At 64.0% G+C, this 18,422-nt stretch carries 7 protein-coding genes and 1 riboswitch; of the genes, 2 read left to right on the plus strand and 5 right to left on the minus strand.

Annotated features, from left to right (window positions below):
• Window positions 1-39 precede the first annotated feature (39 nt).
• From ACQ4WS_RS20795 to ACQ4WS_RS20805, 3 genes are all read right to left on the minus strand, one after another.
• Window positions 40-1,677 (minus strand): serine hydrolase, encoded by a 1,638-nt coding sequence (locus ACQ4WS_RS20795; RefSeq protein WP_436478929.1) that lies wholly within the window; start codon window positions 1,675-1,677, stop codon window positions 40-42.
• 22 nt (window positions 1,678-1,699) lie between these two features.
• The gene (locus tag ACQ4WS_RS20800; protein WP_436478930.1) at window positions 1,700-3,559 is read right to left on the minus strand and encodes a M1 family metallopeptidase; all 1,860 of its coding nucleotides are present in this window, start codon (window positions 3,557-3,559) and stop codon (window positions 1,700-1,702) included.
• A gap of 119 nt (window positions 3,560-3,678) precedes the next feature.
• Entirely contained in the window at window positions 3,679-6,060 is a 2,382-nt protein-coding gene (locus ACQ4WS_RS20805) for a M1 family metallopeptidase (protein WP_436478931.1), read from the minus strand.
• A gap of 145 nt (window positions 6,061-6,205) precedes the next feature.
• Window positions 6,206-6,375, plus strand: a riboswitch (yybP-ykoY riboswitch).
• Between the two features lie 21 nt (window positions 6,376-6,396).
• On the opposite strand from ACQ4WS_RS20805, the gene ACQ4WS_RS20810 reads away from it, so the two are divergent.
• Both ACQ4WS_RS20810 and ACQ4WS_RS20815 read left to right on the plus strand, forming a co-directional pair.
• Window positions 6,397-6,972: a TMEM165/GDT1 family protein gene (locus ACQ4WS_RS20810; RefSeq protein WP_436478932.1), complete on the plus strand. Its 576-nt coding sequence runs from the start codon at window positions 6,397-6,399 to the stop codon at window positions 6,970-6,972.
• A gap of 112 nt (window positions 6,973-7,084) precedes the next feature.
• Window positions 7,085-7,312 carry a hypothetical protein gene (locus ACQ4WS_RS20815; protein ID WP_436478933.1) on the plus strand — a complete coding sequence of 76 codons (228 nt, stop codon included), beginning with the start codon at window positions 7,085-7,087 and terminating at the stop codon, window positions 7,310-7,312.
• On the opposite strand, the gene ACQ4WS_RS20820 is transcribed toward ACQ4WS_RS20815, so the two are convergent.
• Window positions 7,298-15,925: a glycoside hydrolase family 94 protein gene (locus tag ACQ4WS_RS20820; RefSeq protein ID WP_436478944.1), complete on the minus strand. Its 8,628-nt coding sequence runs from the start codon at window positions 15,923-15,925 to the stop codon at window positions 7,298-7,300. The two genes, ACQ4WS_RS20815 and ACQ4WS_RS20820, sit on opposite strands and share 15 nt — an antisense overlap.
• A gap of 407 nt (window positions 15,926-16,332) precedes the next feature.
• Window positions 16,333-18,372, minus strand: a complete 2,040-nt coding sequence (locus ACQ4WS_RS20825; RefSeq protein ID WP_436478934.1) for an aminotransferase class V-fold PLP-dependent enzyme — start codon at window positions 18,370-18,372, stop codon at window positions 16,333-16,335.
• Between the last annotated feature and the right edge of the window lie 50 nt (window positions 18,373-18,422).

An 18,422-nucleotide genomic window follows, 5' to 3' on the forward strand; every position in this document is an offset into this window, starting at 1 on the left:
CGTCGGGTTACGCGCTGCGCGCTAACCCGACCTACCATCTTATTTCTTCACTTCCTTCGGTTTCACCGGCGCCAGGTTCAGATCCTGGAAGTCGTAGCTGAAATCCGTCTCGGCCGATACCGGCGCCATTTTTACCCGGTCGATGCTGCCATCGGGATTGAGCGAGAACGTCACGTAGGCATCGGCGTTGAAATTACGCTCTTTCCAGCGCACGATGAAGGTGTCGTGCTGCCAGTGTTCCAGCACACCCGTCAGGTCAGGCGTGCGCGTAAAGCTGAGGATGTGCTTTTTCCCCTCCGGCTTGATCACGACCTTGCCATACCAGGCATCCTCGTACTCGCCGTCGTACGCCGCCAGCGGCAGCGATGGCTGCGATTTCGCCGCGCGCGCGCTCGACGCCTTGCCCTGCTTTTTCACTTCCTCGGCATGCTGGTCCTGCTCCACCTTGGCCACCAGCGCCAGCCAGTCCGACGGCGCCGCCTGCAGGTAATGGTCGAGGATGCGCCATTGCAGCGCCGTCATGGAACCGCCATTTTCCGCATTCGTGAGAATGGCCACGCCCAGCTTGGCTTCCGGCACCATCACCACGCGCGAATAAAATCCCTGCAGCGCGCCGCCGTGCATGGCGACCTTCATGCCCTTGTAGTCGCGCAGCTGGAAGCCCAGGCCATATGCGCTGAAGTTCGGTTTCGTGGCGGCCAGCTCTGGCTTCGGCTCGGCAATCTTGATCGGCGTTTGCGCCGTCCACATTTCGCGGCCCTGCTTTTCGCTGAACAGGCGCGCATCCTTGCCATCCTTGTCCTTCACACCGGCGATCTTGCCTTCGTCGAGCAGTACCATCATCCACTTGGCGATATCTTCCGCATTCGTGTTGATGCCGACGGCGCCCACGGCGTTCGGCACGGGCATGGATTTAACGGCGGCGATCTTGCCGTCAATCTTGCTGTGCGCGCTGGCGACGTCGGGATTACCAACGTTCTCGGCCAGGCTGGTGGTGGTGCCCGTCATGCCCAGCGGCGCCAGGATGCGCTCATGCATGGCCTCGCCCCAGCTTTTCCCCGCCTTGTCGGCGATGATCTTGCCGGCCACGATATACAGCAGGCTATCGTAGGCATAGCTGTTGCGAAAACTCGTGGCCGGACGGATGTAGCGCAGCTTCTCGATGATCTCGTCGGTGCTGAACGTAGTAGTCGGCCACCACAGCAAGTCGCCCGCGCCCAGGCCCAGGCCACTGCGGTGCGTCAGCAGGTCGCGCACGGTCATGGCGCCCGTCACGTAGGAATCGTGCATCTGGAAGCCGGGCAGGTGCTTGGTGACGGGATCGTCCCAAGCCAGCTTGCCATCGTCGACCAGCATGGCCAGCGCAGCGGCCGTGAAGCCTTTCGAGTTCGATGCCACTTCGAACAGGGTCTGCGCATCGACGGTCGCCGGTTCGCCCAGCTTGCGTACGCCAAAGCCCTTGGCGGTAATGACCTTGCCATCCTTGACGATGGCGATCGCCATGCCCGGCACGTCGAACACTTTCAGGGCGGTGGCGACGTCGCGGTCAAGATCGAAGGCGGGCGCCGGGACCAAAGCAGCGGCAACGACGGGTGCGGCGTCAAAAGCCAGCGCCGGCACAGTGATACCGGAAAAAGCCAGCACGATGGCGGCGGCAAGACGGTTCATGGTATGCATGGTCAGGATGTCCAAATAAGGTTCAATGCGCTTGCGCGGCCATCAATTTATCGACGCTTTCCTGCGTCACAGGGTGGTAGCGTTCACGCGCCTGCGCATACACGTCCTTGGCCCAGGCATGGCCTTGCGGCGTCTTCATCAAGGCGCTGTACAGGGGCACGACGAACTTCTGGCGGCCCACGCTCATCAGGAATGCCTGCAAGGGCTGGCGCACATCGTAGCCGGCGTTCACGGATGCCAGGTAGAAGCGGTAAGCGACTTCATTGTTGCCGCTCTTGCCCACGCCGTAGACCTGGTCCAGCTCACGCAATTGCGCCGCGCTGGCCTTGTTGTTGATGTCGTTCAGGAAGTGCATCGATTCGATGGCGATCCACTTGTCCATGCCCAGATCCTTGCTGGCCAGCTCGCCCTTGAGCCAGGCGTCGCGGTGCTGGTCGAGCAGCGCCAGGCGCGGCGAGACGACGCGTTGCGCGCTGGCCGGCACGCCCGTGCCATACAGCCATTCATCGAGTTCCGCTTCCGGCATGACGTCCGGATGCTGCGCCAGCAGGTTCTTGCGCAGGTAGGCGATGAACTGCTCCGTCGTCACGCTCTGGAACGCGTGCTGGTCGAACCAGCCGCGCAGGAAGGGGTCGAACACGGCACGGCCGGCACGGCGCTCCATGGTGGCCAGGAACCAGGCGCCTTTCGGGTAGATGATGCCGTCGTCCGTGTACGTTTCAGCGGGATTGGCATCCGCATCGCGCGTGATCAGCGCCGTTTTCGCGGCCGGCAATTCGCGGATCGCAGCGGCCAGTTCTTCCTGGTCCACCTGCACGCCCATCTGCGCCACTTCGCTGCCATACAGCTGCTCGACGATGCGCGTGGTGACATAGGTAGTGAATCCTTCGTTGAGCCACATGTGCTTCCACGAGGCGTTAGTGACCAGGTTGCCCGACCACGAGTGGGCCAGTTCATGCGCGATCAGGTCGACCAGGCTGCGGTCGCCCGCGATCATGGTCGGCGTGAGGAAGGTCAGGCGCGGGTTTTCCATGCCGCCGTAAGGGAACGATGGCGGCAGCACGATCATGTCGTAGCGGCCCCATCCATACGGACCGTACAGCGCTTCGGCCGCCTGTATCATCTTTTCCGTGTCGGCCAGCTCGTATTCGGCCGCCTTGATGCGCGGTGGTTCGGCATACACGGCGGAGCGGGGGCCGAGTTTGCGCACTTCCAGTTCGCCGATGGCGATCGCCAGCAGGTACGAGGGAATCGGCTCCGGCATCCTGAATTTCCAGCCGCCCTTGCCCGTCGCCTTTTCGTCATTCTCGGCGCTCATCACGACGCGCATGCCGCTTGGCGCCTCGATGCGCGCGCCATAGGTAAAGCGCACGGCCGGCGTATCCTGCGACGGCACCCACGAGCGGGCATTGATGCTTTGCGACTGGCTGAACATAAAAGGCAGCTTGCCCGACATGGTTTGCTGCGGCGTGAGCCACTGCAGCGCAATGGCGTTGGGGGCCGTGTGATAGTAGACGCGCACTTTGCCCGGCTGGCCGGTGGTGGTGATGCGCAGCGCCTGGCCCTTTTCCGGATCGGCCTTGTCCAGCTGGTACGGCGCCATCTGCCATGCGCCGCGCTTGTCCTGTACCTGCACCTTCGCGATCGACAAATCGCGCGTATCGAGCACCAGGGTGCGCGCCGCCGGATCGATCCAGTTCAAGGACAGCTCGGCATAGCCGGAGAGGGTCTTTTGCTTGAAATCGGCTTTCAGGTCCAGCTGCAGGTCGCGCGTGCGCACCTGGTCATAGCGCGCGTAGCTGAGGGGGTCGGCGTGCGCGGCCAGAGTTACCTGGCAAAGTAGCGCACAGCCCAGCGCGCGCAAGAAGGTCAAAGTTTGCATGGTCGTCTTTTGAATGATTTGCGAAAGCCCCGGTCCGTGTGCGCCGAGGCGTCGCGCAGAATAGCACTTCCGGCGCAGGCCGGCAGAAAAAAAGCGCCGGACTGGCCGGCGCTGCATCCCTACTTCGTCTCGGCCTTGGCCTCGGGCGCCTTCAGCGGCGTATTAAAATCCTTCATCAGGTTGTTCTTGTCGCGGTCCAGCTTGAACAGTTCCAGGCGCGATGGCGTGATTTTTCTCGGCCAGGCATTGTTGCTGGTATCGATATCGGCCGTCTCCCAGTACGGGTCCTGCACCAGGCTTACCATCGGCTCGTCCGTGATGATCACTTTGCTGATCTTGTGCGGCGCATAGCGCCACACTTCGGCCGGCACGCGCTCGATGATCTTCTTGCCACTTTTGAGTTCGATTTCCAGGATCAGCGGCATCACCAGGCCGCCCAGATTCGAAAAATCGACCAGGTACAGATGCTTGCCCATGTTGCGCTGTTCCAGCAGCTTTCTCTCCCATGGCTCCAGCGCTTCCTGCTCTTCCGCATAGCTGTTGCGGTCCTTGTTGGTGACCATGAATTCATCGTGCTGGTTATAGAAATCCTTCAGCGCCGGATCGACATCGACCTTCTTCGGCAGCGCCTTGTTGCGCTGGTCCGAGATCGAGATGGGCTGCGCCGCCTTCTGCGCCTTCTTCCACGCTTTCTCGACTTCCGGATTCTTCGTGCTCACGCCATATTCGCTGATGCCGTCGATGCTGATGTCGACCGCGTCGGTGGTATAAAACCAGCCGCGCCAGAACCAATCAAGGTCCGTGCCGGAAGCGTCTTCCATGGTGCGGAAAAAGTCGGCCGGCGTGGGCCGCTTGAACTTCCAGCGCAAGGCATACTGCTTGAAGGCGAAGTCGAACAGTTCACGCCCGAGGATGGTCTCGCGCAGGATGTTGAGCGCCGTAGCGGGCTTGTCGTAGGCGTTCGCCGTGAACTGCAGCAAGGACTCGGAATTGGTCATGATGGGCACCTGGTTCTGGCTGCGCATATAGTCGACGATCTTGCGCGGCTCGCCATTCCAGGAGGGGAAATGCTCTTCCCACGCCTGCTCGGCCAGATACTGCAGGAAGGAATTGAGGCCCTCGTCCATCCACGTCCACTGGCGCTCGTCGGAGTTGACGATCATGGGAAAATAGTTGTGGCCCACTTCGTGGATGATCACGCCGATCAGGTCATATTTGGCCGTCTTCGAATACGTGCGTTCTCCCGTCTTCTTGTCCTTCACGGGGCGCCCGCCATTGAACGCAATCATCGGGTACTCCATGCCGCCCACGGCGCCATTGACGGAAATCGCGTTCGGATACGGATAGTCGAAACTGTACTTGTTGTACTGCTCGATGGCGTGCACGACGGCACGCGTGCTGTACTGCTGCCACAGCGGGTTGCCCTCGTTCGGATAGTAGGACATGGCCATCACGCGCTTGCCGCCGCTATCGAGTCCCTGCGCATCCCAGATGAACTTGCGGCTCGACGCCCACGCCACGTCACGCACATTGGCCGCCTTGAAGTGCCAGGTTTTCATCCCCGCCGCCCGGCCCTTTTCCGCCGCCAGCGCCTCGGCGGGCGTGATCACCAGCAGCGGTGTATTGCTGTTCTTCGCCCGCGCCAGCCGCTCGCGCTGCGCCGCGCTCAACACGCTGGCAGGATTTTGCAGCTCGCCCGTGGCCGCCACCACGTGGTCACCCGGCACCGTCAGGTATAGCTCGTAGTCGCCAAACTCCAGGGTGAATTCACCGGAGCCGAGGAACTGCTTGTGCTGCCAGCCGACGGCGTCGTAATACGCGGCCATGCGGGGGAACCACTGCGCGATCTGGAAAATCGTGTTCTTGTCGTCTTCAAAATATTCATAGCCGGAGCGCTCAACCAGCACCTTCTGGTCATTGATCTGATACGACCAGTCGATGTTGAACGTGATGCTCTGGCCGGGCGCCAGCGCCACCGGCAGATCGATGCGCAGCATGGTCTGGTTGACGACATGCGGCAGCGGCTTGCCGCTGGCCGCCTTCACGGCGGTGAGCTTGAAGCCGCCGTCAAATTCGCGGCCCGCATGGATGGCGCGCAGGTCCTCGAATTTCAGCGCGTCCTCTTCGTTGCCGCTCAGCCATGCCTGGCGCGAGGGGGCGCTCAATACGCGGCGCTGGTCGGCATCCTGGCGCAAGCCATTCTGCTCCAGCTGCAGCCACAGATACGCGAGACTGTCGGGCGAGCGGTTGTGGTAAGTGATCTGTTCGCTGGCCGTGATGGCGCGCCGTGCTTCATCGAGCGTGGCGCGGATCACGTAATCGGCACGCTGCTGCCAGTAGGCGTGGCCCGGCGCACCCGATGCGGTGCGGTAGCTGTTCGGTGTGGGCAGCAGTTCTTCGAGCTGGCGGAACTTGTCGTCGAAGGACGCGGCGGCGCACAGGCCGGGAAAGGGGGCCAACAAGGTCAAACACAAGGCAAGCAAGCGGACAAGGACCGGCATGGCGCATTCCATCTGGGAGTCGTGGACAGACTGCATTCTATGTCGAGTCTGTTTGCAAATCGATCATTGTTGTCGAACTCCCACACACCAGGCCGTGTCCCTCCCCGGCGGTACTGGCGCCGACGCCGGCATTGGCGTATCATGCGCCTCGAACATTGGGGAGTAGTCGTCCTGCGGTCCTGCCGCGGGAACCTGTATCAACATGATTGGCCCGCAGGCCATGGTGCAGGTGGTTGCAGAACTTGACGAGACCATTGATCCAGGGCGGCCGCATGGGCCGGAGTCGCCCGTGGATCATTGGTTAATTCGTCCGGCCCGCGTACCTCTTGCACTCTCATGGAAGCATTCCTCATCTCCACCGGCATCGTCGGTCTCGCTGAAATCGGCGACAAAACCCAACTCCTGGCCTTTCTGCTGGCCGCCAAATTCCGCAAGCCTCTGCCCATCGTGCTGGCAATTTTCGTCGCCACCATCGCCAATCACGCGTTTGCCGCCGCCGTCGGCGCCTGGATCACCAGCATGCTGGGGCCCGACGTGCTGCGCTGGGTACTGGGCGTCTCCTTCTTGGCCATGGCCGCCTGGACCCTGATCCCCGACAAGCTCGATGAAGACGAAACGAAACTGGCCAGGTACGGCGTATTCCTGACCACCCTGATCGCCTTCTTCATGGCGGAAATGGGAGACAAGACGCAGGTGGCCACGGTGGCGCTGGCGGCGCGCTACCACGATATCGTCTCCGTCGTGCTGGGCACCACCTTCGGCATGATGCTGGCCAACGTGCCGGCCGTCTACCTGGGCGACAGGATCGCCAACCGCGTGTCGCTGCGCCTAGTACACGGCATCGCCGCGCTGGTCTTTGCCGTGCTGGGCGTGGCCACCCTGCTGGGCGCGGGCGCGGCCCTGGGCTTCTGATATAGCTTAAATAATTTCTCATTTACAATGTTCATGTCTACAATTACAATTTCGTCGACATGAACACTGGCGCGGTGCCACCTGGTGGCGACGCCGCTTTCTTGAGGAATGTATGTATTTGAATGGAAACATGGCGGCGCTGTGCCTGGCCGCCTGCGCCTACCTGCCCCACGCCGCCATGGCGAAACCCGCGAATCATCCAACGGCATCGCAATCCGAACCCGAAGTACGCACGCGCGACCTGCTGCTGTTCGGCGCCGGTCTGATCCTGCTGGCTGGCCGGCGCCGGCCCGAACACGCTACGTGGCAAGACCCGGCGCCAGATTTACACCAGCAATAGCACCGCATACTCGCGGCCCTCGTCGCGCAGGGCGATGCTGTTGCCCTCCTGCGCCACGCCATCGAGCGACAGTCCCGCAGGCCGCCCCTGCGCCCGCACCACCGTGATGGCATAGTTGCTGGCGCCGAAACGGTAATGCAGCTTGAAGCTGTCCCACTCGGCCGGCATGGCCGGAGCCATGCGCAGCACGTTCGCTTCGCGCGTCAAGCCGAGCAGGGATTCGACGATCAGCCGGTACAACCAGCCCGACGATCCCGTGTACCAGCTCCAGCCGCCCCGTCCCACGTGCGGCGCCACGGCATACACGTCGGCTGTCACCACGTACGGTTCCACCTTGTAGCGCGCCACGGCCTGCGCGTCGACGCCATGGCGCACGGGATTGATCATGCGCAGCAGTTCCCACGCCTTTTCGCCATCGCCCATGTGGGCAAACGCCATCGCCGTCCAGATGGCCGCATGCGTGTACTGGCCGCCGTTCTCGCGCACACCCGGCACATAGCCACGGATATAGCCGGGGTTGAGATCGGATTTGTCGAACGGCGGATCGAGCAGCTGGATCACTCCAGAGTCACGGCGCACCAGGCGCGCATCGACCTGGCGCATGGCACCGGCGACACGCTCCTTGTTGGCCGCGCCCGACAGCACACCCCAGCTTTGCGAAATCGAATCGATCTGGCATTCCTCGTTCGTGTGCGAACCCAAGGGCGTGCCGTCGTCGAAGTAGGCGCGCCGGTACCACTCGCCATCCCACGCGTGTTCCTCGACGTTGGCCGCCAGCTTGACGGCTTCGTCGCGGCAGTACTGGGCAAACGCCGCATCGCCGCGCAGCATGGCCACCTCGGCGAAGCGCTGCAGCACTTCGTACAGGAAGAAGGCCAGCCAGACGCTCTCGCCCTTGCCATGCTCGCCCACCTTGTCCATGCCGTCATTCCAGTCGCAGGAGCCCATCAGAGGCAAGCCGTGCACGCCCAGGCGCAGCCCATTGCGGATGGCGCGCACGCAGTGCTCGTACAGGTCCGCCGACTCGCCCGAACGCACGGGCAGATCGTAATACGAATCCTCATCAGGCTTGACGGCCCGTCCCTCGATGAAGGGCACCACTTCGGACAGCACATTGACGTCGCCGGTAGCGATCACATAGCGGCAAGCGGCCAGCGGCAACCACAGGTAATCGTCGGAGCAGTGCGTGCGTACGCCCCGGTCCGATGGCGGATGCCACCAATGCTGTACGTCGCCTTCGACAAACTGGTGTGCCGCGCACAGCAGCAAATGGCCGCGCAACAGTTGCGGCGCCGTGTGGATCATCGCCATCGCGTCTTGCAGCTGGTCGCGGAAACCATACGCGCCGCCCGACTGGTAGTAGCCGCTGCGCGCCCACAGGCGGCAGGCGATGGTCTGGTACATCAGCCAGCCATTGGCGATCACGTCCAGCGACGGATCGGGCGTCTCGATGCGCACGGCGCCCAGGGTGCTTTCCCAGTGCGCGCGTACCGCATTGAGCGCCATGCGGGCCGCATCCTTGCCCGCATGGCGCTGCACCATGGTGCTGGCGTCGGCATTGCGGCGCCCGCCCACGCCGAGCAGGAAGACGATTTCGCGCTCCTGCCCCGGCTGCAGCTCGAACGGTACCTGGATCGCCGCGCACGGATCCAATCCCGTGCCCGCCTTGCCGGACAGGCGCACGCGGCGCAAGGCGGCCGGCTGCGCCAGGCTGCCATTGCGACCGATGAATTCATTGCGGTCGCAGGTAATCGAACGGATGCTGGCGTCCGTATTGAAGAAACCGACCCGGCCCGAAAACTCCGTGTTGTAGTTATTGCGCGCAAACAGGGCACCGCTGATCGTGTCGACCTCGGTGGCCACGTGCATGCCGGATTTGGCGCGCAGGTCGGCCATCACCCATTCCACATAACCGGTGACGGACAGGCGGCGCGGCACGCCGCTGTCGTTGCGCACCTTGATCACCGAATACTTGACGGCCGCATCGAGCGCCACATAAGTGCACAGTTCCGTGGCGATGCCGCCCTCGCTGTGTTCAAACACGCTGTAGCCGAAGCCGTGGCGCGTCACGTAGTCGCCGCTGCCGCGCGCGGGCAGGGACGAGGGCGACCAGAACTGGCCCGTTTGCTCGTCGCGCACATAAAACGCTTCTCCCGACAGGTCGGACACGGGGTCGTTCTGCCATGGCGTGAGGCGGAATTCATGCGCATTCTCGCTCCAGGTATACGCCTGGCCGGCTTCCGACACCACCGTGCCGAATTGCGCATTGGCCAGTACGTTCGACCATGGCGCCGGCGTCTGTTGACCTTCGCCTGTGGTGATCACGTATTCGCGCCCGTCGGGCGTAAAGCCGCCCAGGCCATTTTCCAGGATAAGTTCGCGCGCCTGCGCCCGGTGCGGCACGCCGCCATGTTCGCGGGCCGGGTCCTGCAACAGCGGCGGCATGCGCAGCGCGGGGCTGGGCGGGCGCTTGACCTGCTCGGCCAGGGTGCCGCGCAAGTCGCTGATGATGGCGCGCGCTACCGATTGCAGCAAGATGCGGTCTTCATTGGCAATCTGCTCGGCCAGGCGCACGAAGATGCCGCCCGGGCGATCGATCGCCTGCGCATCGATGCCCGAGGCGATCAGGCCCATGATCTGGTCGTGCAGCAGTTGGCGGTAGCCCGACTGGTCCTCATACCAGATCACCAGGTCCACCACCAGCCCCTTCAGGCGCCAGTAGGCATGCGCTTGCACCATCTGGCGCGCCAGCTCGATATTGGCTACGTCGCGTATCTGCAGCAGCACGATGGGCAGGTCGCCCGAGATGGCATACGCCCACAGGCCGGACTGGCCGCGCTGGTTCTTGATCAGGATGCTGGCTTCGGCGCGCAGGGCCGCGTTCGGATAGATCACGGCATTGGCCAGGCGCGCATACAGCTGCGCGTCCGCTTCACTGGCATTGAGTTGGCGCAGCACCACCTGGCTGTGCGTCCAGGCCAGTTCAAACACGCGGTCGGCCAGGTGGCGGTCCTGGTATTTGTCAATCAGGTGCAGCGCCGCCTCGCGCTGTTCCACCATGCCGGTCACGCTGTCGACCGTCACGGCCTGGTCGGGTTCCAGCGTGATGACGTAGCGGATGGCCACGATGGGGTCGAGCACGGAGCCGTGGCCGCCGCTGAGCGGGCCATTTTCCTGCAGCGCCTGCGGCAGTTGCGCCGTGTTGCCGCGACCGATGAAGCGCGCGCGGTCCGTCTCGAACGATACTTCGTAGCGCTCGATGTCGTGCACGGTCATCACATGCAGCAGCCACGGCATCTGCTCGTCCTTCGAGCGGGGCCGCCGCGTGCAAAGGATCGCATTTTCATGCGCGAGGATTTCCGTCTGCACGAACAACTTGCTGAACGCGGGATGAGCCGCATCGGCCGCCGCCGGCGCCATCACCACTTCGGCAAAGCTGGTGATCTCGATGCGCCGCTGGCGGTTCGAATTATTGCTGATGCGCGTGCGGCGAATCTCAATATCGTCCTCGGGCGAGACGACGATTTCCGTGTACAGGTCCAGGCCATGGTCGGCACGGCGGAACTCGGCCCGTCCTTCCGAGAAAATCACTTCGTATTTCTTCGGTTCCACCAACGTTGGCTGGTACGTGGTGGACCAGACGGCACCGTCGTCGAGGTCGCGCAGATAGCAGAAATTGCCCCAGTTATCGCGCGTGCTGTCTTCGCGCCAGCGCGTCACGGACAGGTCTTTCCAGCGGCTGTAGCTGCCGCCCGCATTGCTCACCATGACGTGGTAGCGGCCATTCGACAGCAACTGCGTTTCCGGCACGGCGCTGTTGGCCTGCGTGAGGATGCGCATCGGCATGGCCTGTTCAGACGCGCCGCTGCGCAGCACCGCCAGTTCGGCCGTATTCGAGTAAAACGCGCCTGCCTGCGGCGTGCGTTCCTGCAGCACCAGCAAGGCCGATTGCAGCAGCGGATCGGACTCGAAACGGCGCTGCATCGGGCGGTCGTGCAGCAGGTAGCTGAGGGCCAAAAATCCCATGCCCTGGTGATGCACCATGAAGGAGCGGATGACGGCGCTGGTCTGCCCGCGCGGCAGGCGCGCGGTAGTGAAATCGATGGCCTCAAAAAAACCGTAGCGGCCCATGTAGCCGGCCGCCTGCATGCGCTGCAGGTTCTGGCACGACGCTTCCGGCTGCACCATCAAACCCATCATGCTGGCGTACGGCGCCACCACCAGGTCGTCGGCCAGGCCCCGCTTCAGGCCCAGTCCCGGCACGCCAAAGGCGCGGTACTGGTAATTCAAGCTGGCGTCGACCGTGTTGTAGCCGGATTCGGAAATCCCCCATGGCACGTCGCGCTGGCGGCCATAGTCGATCTGCGCCTCGATGACGGAGTGGTAGGTCTGGTCAAGTAATGTATTCGGGTAGTTCGGCATCACCAGGAGCGGCATCAGGTACTCGAACATCGAGCCGCTCCACGACAGCAGCACGGGCTGGCCAGCCACCATGCACAGCTGGCGGCCCAGCGCGAACCAGTGCTCCTGCGGCAACTGGCCCTGGGCGATGGCGATGAAGCTGGCCAGGCGCACTTCGGAAGCGAGCAAGTCGTAGTAGCTGGGGTCGAGCCGCCGTTCGCTGACGTTGTAGCCGATGGCCAGCAGTTTGGTCGACGGGTTGTACAGGAACGCATATTCGATCTGCGCGAAGTTGCGTGCCTGGCCTGCCGCATGGGCGATGTCGCGCATGTGGCGGCCCGCCTGTTCACGGCCCTGTTCCAGCAAGGCGGCCAGCTCCAGCGGCGTGCCTTCCGGCATTTCCAGGTTGGCCAGTTCGCGCAGGGTCGGCACGCGCAGCCACGCCGCATCGAGGTCCGCCTGCGCCGCCCACGGCGCCAGTTGCAGCAGCTCGGCCAGCGCCGCGCGGCACTGGCGCGCCAGCGCGCCGCTCCACATGGACAGCTCGCCATCCTCGCTTTGCAAGGTCAGCGACAACAACACGTCGGCCGCGCCATTCGCGGCACTCAGATAGGCATGCCATTCGTGCAGGCTGGCTGGCGCGGCTGGCATCTGCAGCAGGCTCATGCTCTCGCGCATGGCCTTGCCCTCGCCTTCGGCCGCGATGAATTCCTGCAGCACCTGCGCCGTCGTGCGGATGCCCTGCACCACCTGCGCACCGATGATGGGAGCGTCGTACAGTTCCACCAGGCCCGGCTGCAAGGTCAGCAGATGACCGGCCAGGTTGCCGCTGTCGACCGTCGAGATGTACATCGGTTGCAGCGCCTTCAGGGTCTGCGTGTCGTACCAGTTATAGAAATGGCCCTGAAAGCGTTCCAGCTCGCCCATGCTGTGCAGGGTGGCGCGGCTGCGTTCGATCAACTGGCCCAGGGTGAGATAGCCAAAATCGTAGGCCGTCAGGTTGGCCAGCAGGGCCAGGCCGATATTCGTCGGCGAGGTGCGGTGCGCTACCACCAGGTTCGGATGCTCCTGCATGTTATCGGGCGGCAGCCAGTGGTCATCGGGCCCGACGAAGGTATCGAAATAGGCCCAGGTCTTGCGCGCCACGCCATGCAAAAAACGTCCCTGCTCGGCCGACAGGCGCGCCACGGCCCGCTCGATGGGGCGGCTGATCCACCAGGCGATGGCGGGCGCGGCCAGCCAGAGCAGCAGTACCACGGCGGCGGCCGGCAAGGCTGCCGGACGCCAGGTCAGCAAGGCGGCAAAGGTGGCCAGCGCCAGCGCGGGCGAACACCACATGGCGCGCCAGCTGTCGGCCTGCGAACCTGACGATACATGCAGGTTCGAGGCGCGCCAGTCGAGCAAGTGCTTGTGCGACACGCCCAGGCGCCACAGGGTGCGCACGATGGCGTCCAGGCTGATCCACGCTTCGTACGGCAGGAAGACGAGGGTCAGCATGGCATGTGAAAACTGCACACCGCAGCGCCGCTCGAAGGCGGCCAGATGCTGGCGCCACAGGGTGTCGCGTGGTTTGCGCAGCAAATCGTACAGGGCCGAAAAGACGGGCGGCAAGAAGATGATGGCCAGCACGGCCGCGCTCCAGAATGCCACGTGCGGCAAAAAGCCCCACACCAGCAGCAGCGACAAGGTGGTGGCCGGCGCGACGACACTGCGGCGCAGATTGTCGAACAGCTTCCAGCGCGACAGCATCGACAGGGGATTGCGTTCGCGCTTGCCGGCGCGTCCCGGCACCCGGCCCAGCAGCCAGCCGACCAGCTGCCAGTCGCCGCGGATCCAGCGCTGGCGCCGGCTCACGTCGGCGTCATAGCGGGCCGGGTATTCCTCGTACAGCTGCGAGTCGCTGAGCAAGCCGGCGCGCAGGTAGCAGCCCTCCAATAAATCGTGGCTGAGGATTTTATTGTCGGGCAGGCGTTGCCCCAGCACGCGCTCGAACATATCGAGATCGTAGATGCCCTTGCCGATGAAGGAGCCCTCGTAAAACACATCCTGGTACAGGTCGGACACGGTGCGCGTGTAGGGGTCGATGCCCGGTTCACCGCCGCACAGCAGCTCGTAGCGTGAAGCGTTTGCGCTGGGCAGCGCCACGGCCACGCGCGGCTGCAGGATGCCGTAGCCGGCCACCACGCGTGTGCCGGCTGCATCCAGCACGGGGCGGTTCAACGGGTGCATCATGGTGGCGATGAATTCGCGCGCCGCGTCACGCGGCAGCTGCGTATCCGTGTCGAGCGTGATCACGTACTTGATCGTGCGCAGGCCGCGCAAATCGCCTTCCACCAGCGAGAATTTGTCGCGCGCGCCGCCGCGCAAAAACGCGTGCAAATCGGACAGTTTGCCGCGCTTGCGCTCCTGCCCCATCCACGCATTCTGCTGCGAATTCCACAGGCGCGGACGGTGCAGCAGCAGGAACGGATCCACCTGGCCCAGCGCTTCGGCGTCGGCCGGGTCGCCATTCTCCTTGACTGCGTCGCCCTCCACGCGGTATTTCTCGTTCAAGCCGCGAATGGTCTCCTGCGCCTGGCGCAGCAAGGCGCCGTCGCCGGGCATCGTTTGCGCTTCCGCGTCGACAAAGTCCGTCAGCAGGCAGAAACGCAGGTTCGGGTCGCGGTTGGCCAGGTAGCGCACTTCCAGCGCCTCGCACAGGGCCGCCACGTTGTCCTCGCTGTAAATCAGGGTCGGCACCACGACGATGCCGCGCGCATCCGATGGAATGCCGGCCTGGTAATCCATGCGCGGCAGCGGGTGCGGCGACGTCATCAGGGTCGCCAGCCAGTTCACCACGGCCACGGCCAGCTGGCTGCTGCCCAGCAGCGCCAGCGCGCCCAGCGCTGCCAGGGGCCAGCCCTGCACGCCATGGCGCACGGCGCGCTCGAGCAGCAGCGCGCTCGTCGCCAGCGTCAGGAAGCAGATCGCGCCCAGGTAGACGGCCAGCGGTGCGGCGCGCGCCGTATGCTGCAGCGCTTCGATGAAAGGCAGCTTCGCGCCGGCCTGTTTTTCCAGCACCAGCACGCCGCGCCCCACCAGGTAAAAGCCGATATGGCCGCAGCGCGCATCATTGCCGTTGCCGTGCGTGTGCGCCAGTTGCACCACCATCTCGGCCACTTCCACTTCGCTGCGCGCGCTGCGCCTGGCGATGCGCTCGATGACGTGGCGATAGCTGTCGCGCGTGGCGAAATCCATCAAGCCATAGGTGCCGGCCGGGTCCAGGCGCAAGGTCTGCTCGACGACGCTCATGGTCTCGACGAATTCCTGCCAATCCATGGTGCCCAGAAAACGCAGGCTGCCGATGCTGTTGGCGATCGATACCTGGTCGGCCGCCTGCTGCCCGATCTCGGACTGGATCTGCTGCTCGATGGTGAGACCCGATTCGGCCAGCTTGTGCGTCAGCCACGACAGGGCCAGGGTCAGCGACGAACTTTGTCCCTGCAGGCGGCGCGACAATTCGGCCACGAAGGCGCTGGTCATGGGCGGATTCGAGCGGGCCATGTCGGCCACCAGCAAGATCAAGCCGCTGGGATTGCGCTCGGCGATGTCCGTCATCTGGTCGGCCCAGGTATTGGCCAGGTCGCGCTGCATGCGGTCGTCGGCCACGCGCGCGGCGACGCGGCGCAGGTTTTCGATCAGGGCCAGGCGCAGCATGATGGGCACGGCCCACAGTTCACCCAGCGTGAGCGTGGCGACATCCTGGTAAGCCTCGATGAAATGGCACAGGTTTTCCAGGTCGACCCGGCCATCGCCATGCGAAATGATTTCCAGCGCAATTTTATACACGCGCGGACAGCCCGCGTCCACGCCGGAGGTCAGCCGTGGCAGTTCCTTGCTGTAGTTCTTCGGCAAATGGCGCCGCGTGGTGCGGATCTGCTCTTCGATCAGGTAAAAATTATCCAGCAGCCATTCCGAGGCGGGCGTGACCTGCCGCCCGCTTTTCACCGTGGCCGTCAGCTCGTTGACGGTGGCCGTGATCAGGGCTGCATTGTCGGCCAGGCGCGCCAGCAGGCGGTCGCGGCCATGGTGCCGTCCCACCGCATGGCCGGCGGCCACGTGCTTGCCATGGGCGGCCATCTGCATGGCGCTGAATAACTCGGAGCGCAGGGGCAAGGCATCGTCGCGCGCAGCGTCGAAACTGTCCGGTGCAAGGGGATGGTCGCGGAAGATTTCCTTGAATTTGGAAATCTGTTCCTTGATCTGCTGCGTGACAACTGCTGTGTACTCTTTCAACTTGGGCCTCGCTAGGTGCACGCAGGCAACCAGCGGCCACCGTCACGCTAGCCCAGTCTGGAAGAACACGATCGGACACTGGCGAAGACGGAAAGCGAAGCGCCGGAGCGTTGCGACGAATCTCAGGGTATAGGGAGATTATCTGAACTTCATCGTAGGTGCGCCCTGTGTGCAAGACCGTGCGCTAGCGTACATACACAGTGTTTTAGGGGCGTTTCAGCAAAGAATTCAGCGCCTTGAATGGCAGAAAAATGCCAGCAGGAAATGAACGGGAGAAAATGCGCTACGGGCACCGTGCCGATGATGGCACGGTGCAATGTTTCAAGGAAGAAAGTTCAAGCCCTTCAGGCCGCAATCGCCAGCGGGTGGCGCGTCGCATCGGCCATCGCCATGCCGCCGTTGAGTTGCCATGCCGCGCCGTGACCGAGGCGGCGCAGACAGGCAGCGGCGCGCGCGCTGCGGTTGCCACTGCGGCAGAAAAAGACCAGCGGGCGCTGCGGCTGCTGCAGCCACGCGGCTACCTGCCCCGCCAGGCGGCTCAGCGGTACGCTGCACACCTCGCAGCCCTCGAACACCGTGCCGGCGCAAGCCGCGTGTTCATACGCTTCGCGCACGTCGACGAGGATGGCGCCGGGATGCTGGCGCAGGAAGGCGGGCAAGGCGGCCGCATCGAGCTGCAGGTCGGCGGCCGGCACGCTACCGTCCTGCGCCGTGCGCACGGTAGCGCAGATACTGCCGTCGTCGCCTGACGCGCACAGCACGGTGTCTTGCGTCACCAGCCCCGCATCCAGCAGGGGCGTCAGCGCCTCGGGCGCCAGGTTGCCGATGAAGGCAAAGCGCTGCTCCAGCAGGTACCCATGGGTTTCACCACATTCGACGCGGCGCAGGCGCTGCTGGCCCAGTGCCAGCTCACCGTCGATATCGATGCGGCCCAGCTGTTCGATAGCGAGTTCCTGCAGCAATGCCAGGCGCGCCACGCCATGGTCGGTTGGCAGCGCCGTATGCACGATGGCGCGCAAGGCCAGGTGCTGGCAGCGGATGAAAGCGGCCAGGCGCGGCACCAGCGCGGCAACGGGATCAATGACGACGCAACTGGCGCTGGCAGCATCGCTGAGCAGCCAGGTGCACTGTCCATCAACGCTCAGCTGGATTATGCCGTCCTGCGCGCCGTCCTGCGGCGATGGCATCAGCGCCGACGGCAGCAAACAGCTGCTGCGCAAGGCCTCGCCGCAACGCTCGATGCGCGCACAGGCGGCAGCTATCGTCGCCGCATCGATCAGGGGGCCGAATGACAGGCGGATGGCAGAGCTGGCGCGCCATTGCGGCACATGCATCGCTTCCAGGACATAACTGGGGAGAGCTTTGGCGGCGGAACAGGCGCTGCCCGAGCTGACGCGCACGCGCGCCGCGTCGAACAAGTCCAGCAGCTCTTTTGCGGACAAGCCTGGCACGGAAAAATTGAGCGTCGTCGACAGCGACAAGTCGAACGGCATATTGAAAACGATGCCGGGGAAAGCGCGTTCCAGGCTGGCCACCAGTTGCTCGCGGAACGCGGCCAGATCGGCGTGGCTGCGGAAGGTCTTGCCATCCTCAAGCGCGGCCAGCACGGCGCCCAGGGCAGCGATGCCGGCCATGTTCTCCGTGCCCGAGCGCAGGCCCGCTTCCTGGCCGCCGCCCATCATCAACGGTGTAAATGGCGCGCCGGCACGCACGTACAGCATGCCGATACCCTTGGGTGCATACAGTTTGTGACCAGAGAACGGCGCGTAGTCGATGCGCGTGGCCGCCAGGTTCAATTTCAGCTTGCCCAGCGCCTGCACGCAATCGACCATCCAGTAGGCGTTTGCACCGCGTTCCTGCAGCAGCTGGGCGATGGCGGACAAATCGCTGATGACGCCCGTTTCATTATTGGCTGCCATCGTGCACAGCATGGCCGTGTCGCCGATCATCGCATCGAGCGCCTGCAGATCGTGGCGTCCCTGCGCGTCGACAGGCAGCTTGCGCACTTCCAGGTTCAGGCCCAATAAACGGTTCCAGTGCGCCAGGCTTTCCGGCACGGCCTTGTGCTCGGTCGCGCCATAGAGCAGCAGGCTGCCGATGCGCTTGCCCGCATCGCGCCGTTCGCGCAGCGCGCACAGGGCCGACAGCACGGCCGTCTGTATGCCTTCGGTAGCGCCGCTATTGAACATCAAGCGGCCGTCACCCACGCCCAGCAAACCGCTGGCGCGCTGGCGTACGCCATCCATCATGGCCTTGGCCTGCAATCCCGTCGCGTGGGTGCTGCTGGGATTGCCATAGCCCTGCTCCATCGCTTGTCTGGCGGCGGCAACGGCTGCGGGCAGCACGCAAGTGGTGGCATTGCTGTCGAGGTAGATTTCTTTCATGATGGCAGTCTGAGTATTCTATAAAAAAGGCGCAGCGCAAGCGGCTGGAA

The sequence above is a fragment of the Janthinobacterium leeuwenhoeki genome, assembly GCF_051380795.1.
Taxonomy (GTDB): Bacteria; Pseudomonadota; Gammaproteobacteria; order Burkholderiales; family Burkholderiaceae_D; genus Janthinobacterium.

What these genes read in the sequence shown, in the direction of transcription:
- ACQ4WS_RS20795 (WP_436478929.1), bottom strand. Translation starts at nt 1,677, where the DNA reads ATGCATACCATGAACCGTCTTGCCGCCGCCATCGTGCTGGCTTTTTCC.
- ACQ4WS_RS20800 (WP_436478930.1), bottom strand. Translation starts at nt 3,559, where the DNA reads ATGCAAACTTTGACCTTCTTGCGCGCGCTGGGCTGTGCGCTACTTTGC.
- ACQ4WS_RS20805 (WP_436478931.1), bottom strand. Translation starts at nt 6,060, where the DNA reads ATGCCGGTCCTTGTCCGCTTGCTTGCCTTGTGTTTGACCTTGTTGGCC.
- ACQ4WS_RS20810 (WP_436478932.1), top strand. Translation starts at nt 6,397, where the DNA reads ATGGAAGCATTCCTCATCTCCACCGGCATCGTCGGTCTCGCTGAAATC.
- ACQ4WS_RS20815 (WP_436478933.1), top strand. Translation starts at nt 7,085, where the DNA reads ATGTATTTGAATGGAAACATGGCGGCGCTGTGCCTGGCCGCCTGCGCC.
- ACQ4WS_RS20825 (WP_436478934.1), bottom strand. Translation starts at nt 18,372, where the DNA reads ATGAAAGAAATCTACCTCGACAGCAATGCCACCACTTGCGTGCTGCCC.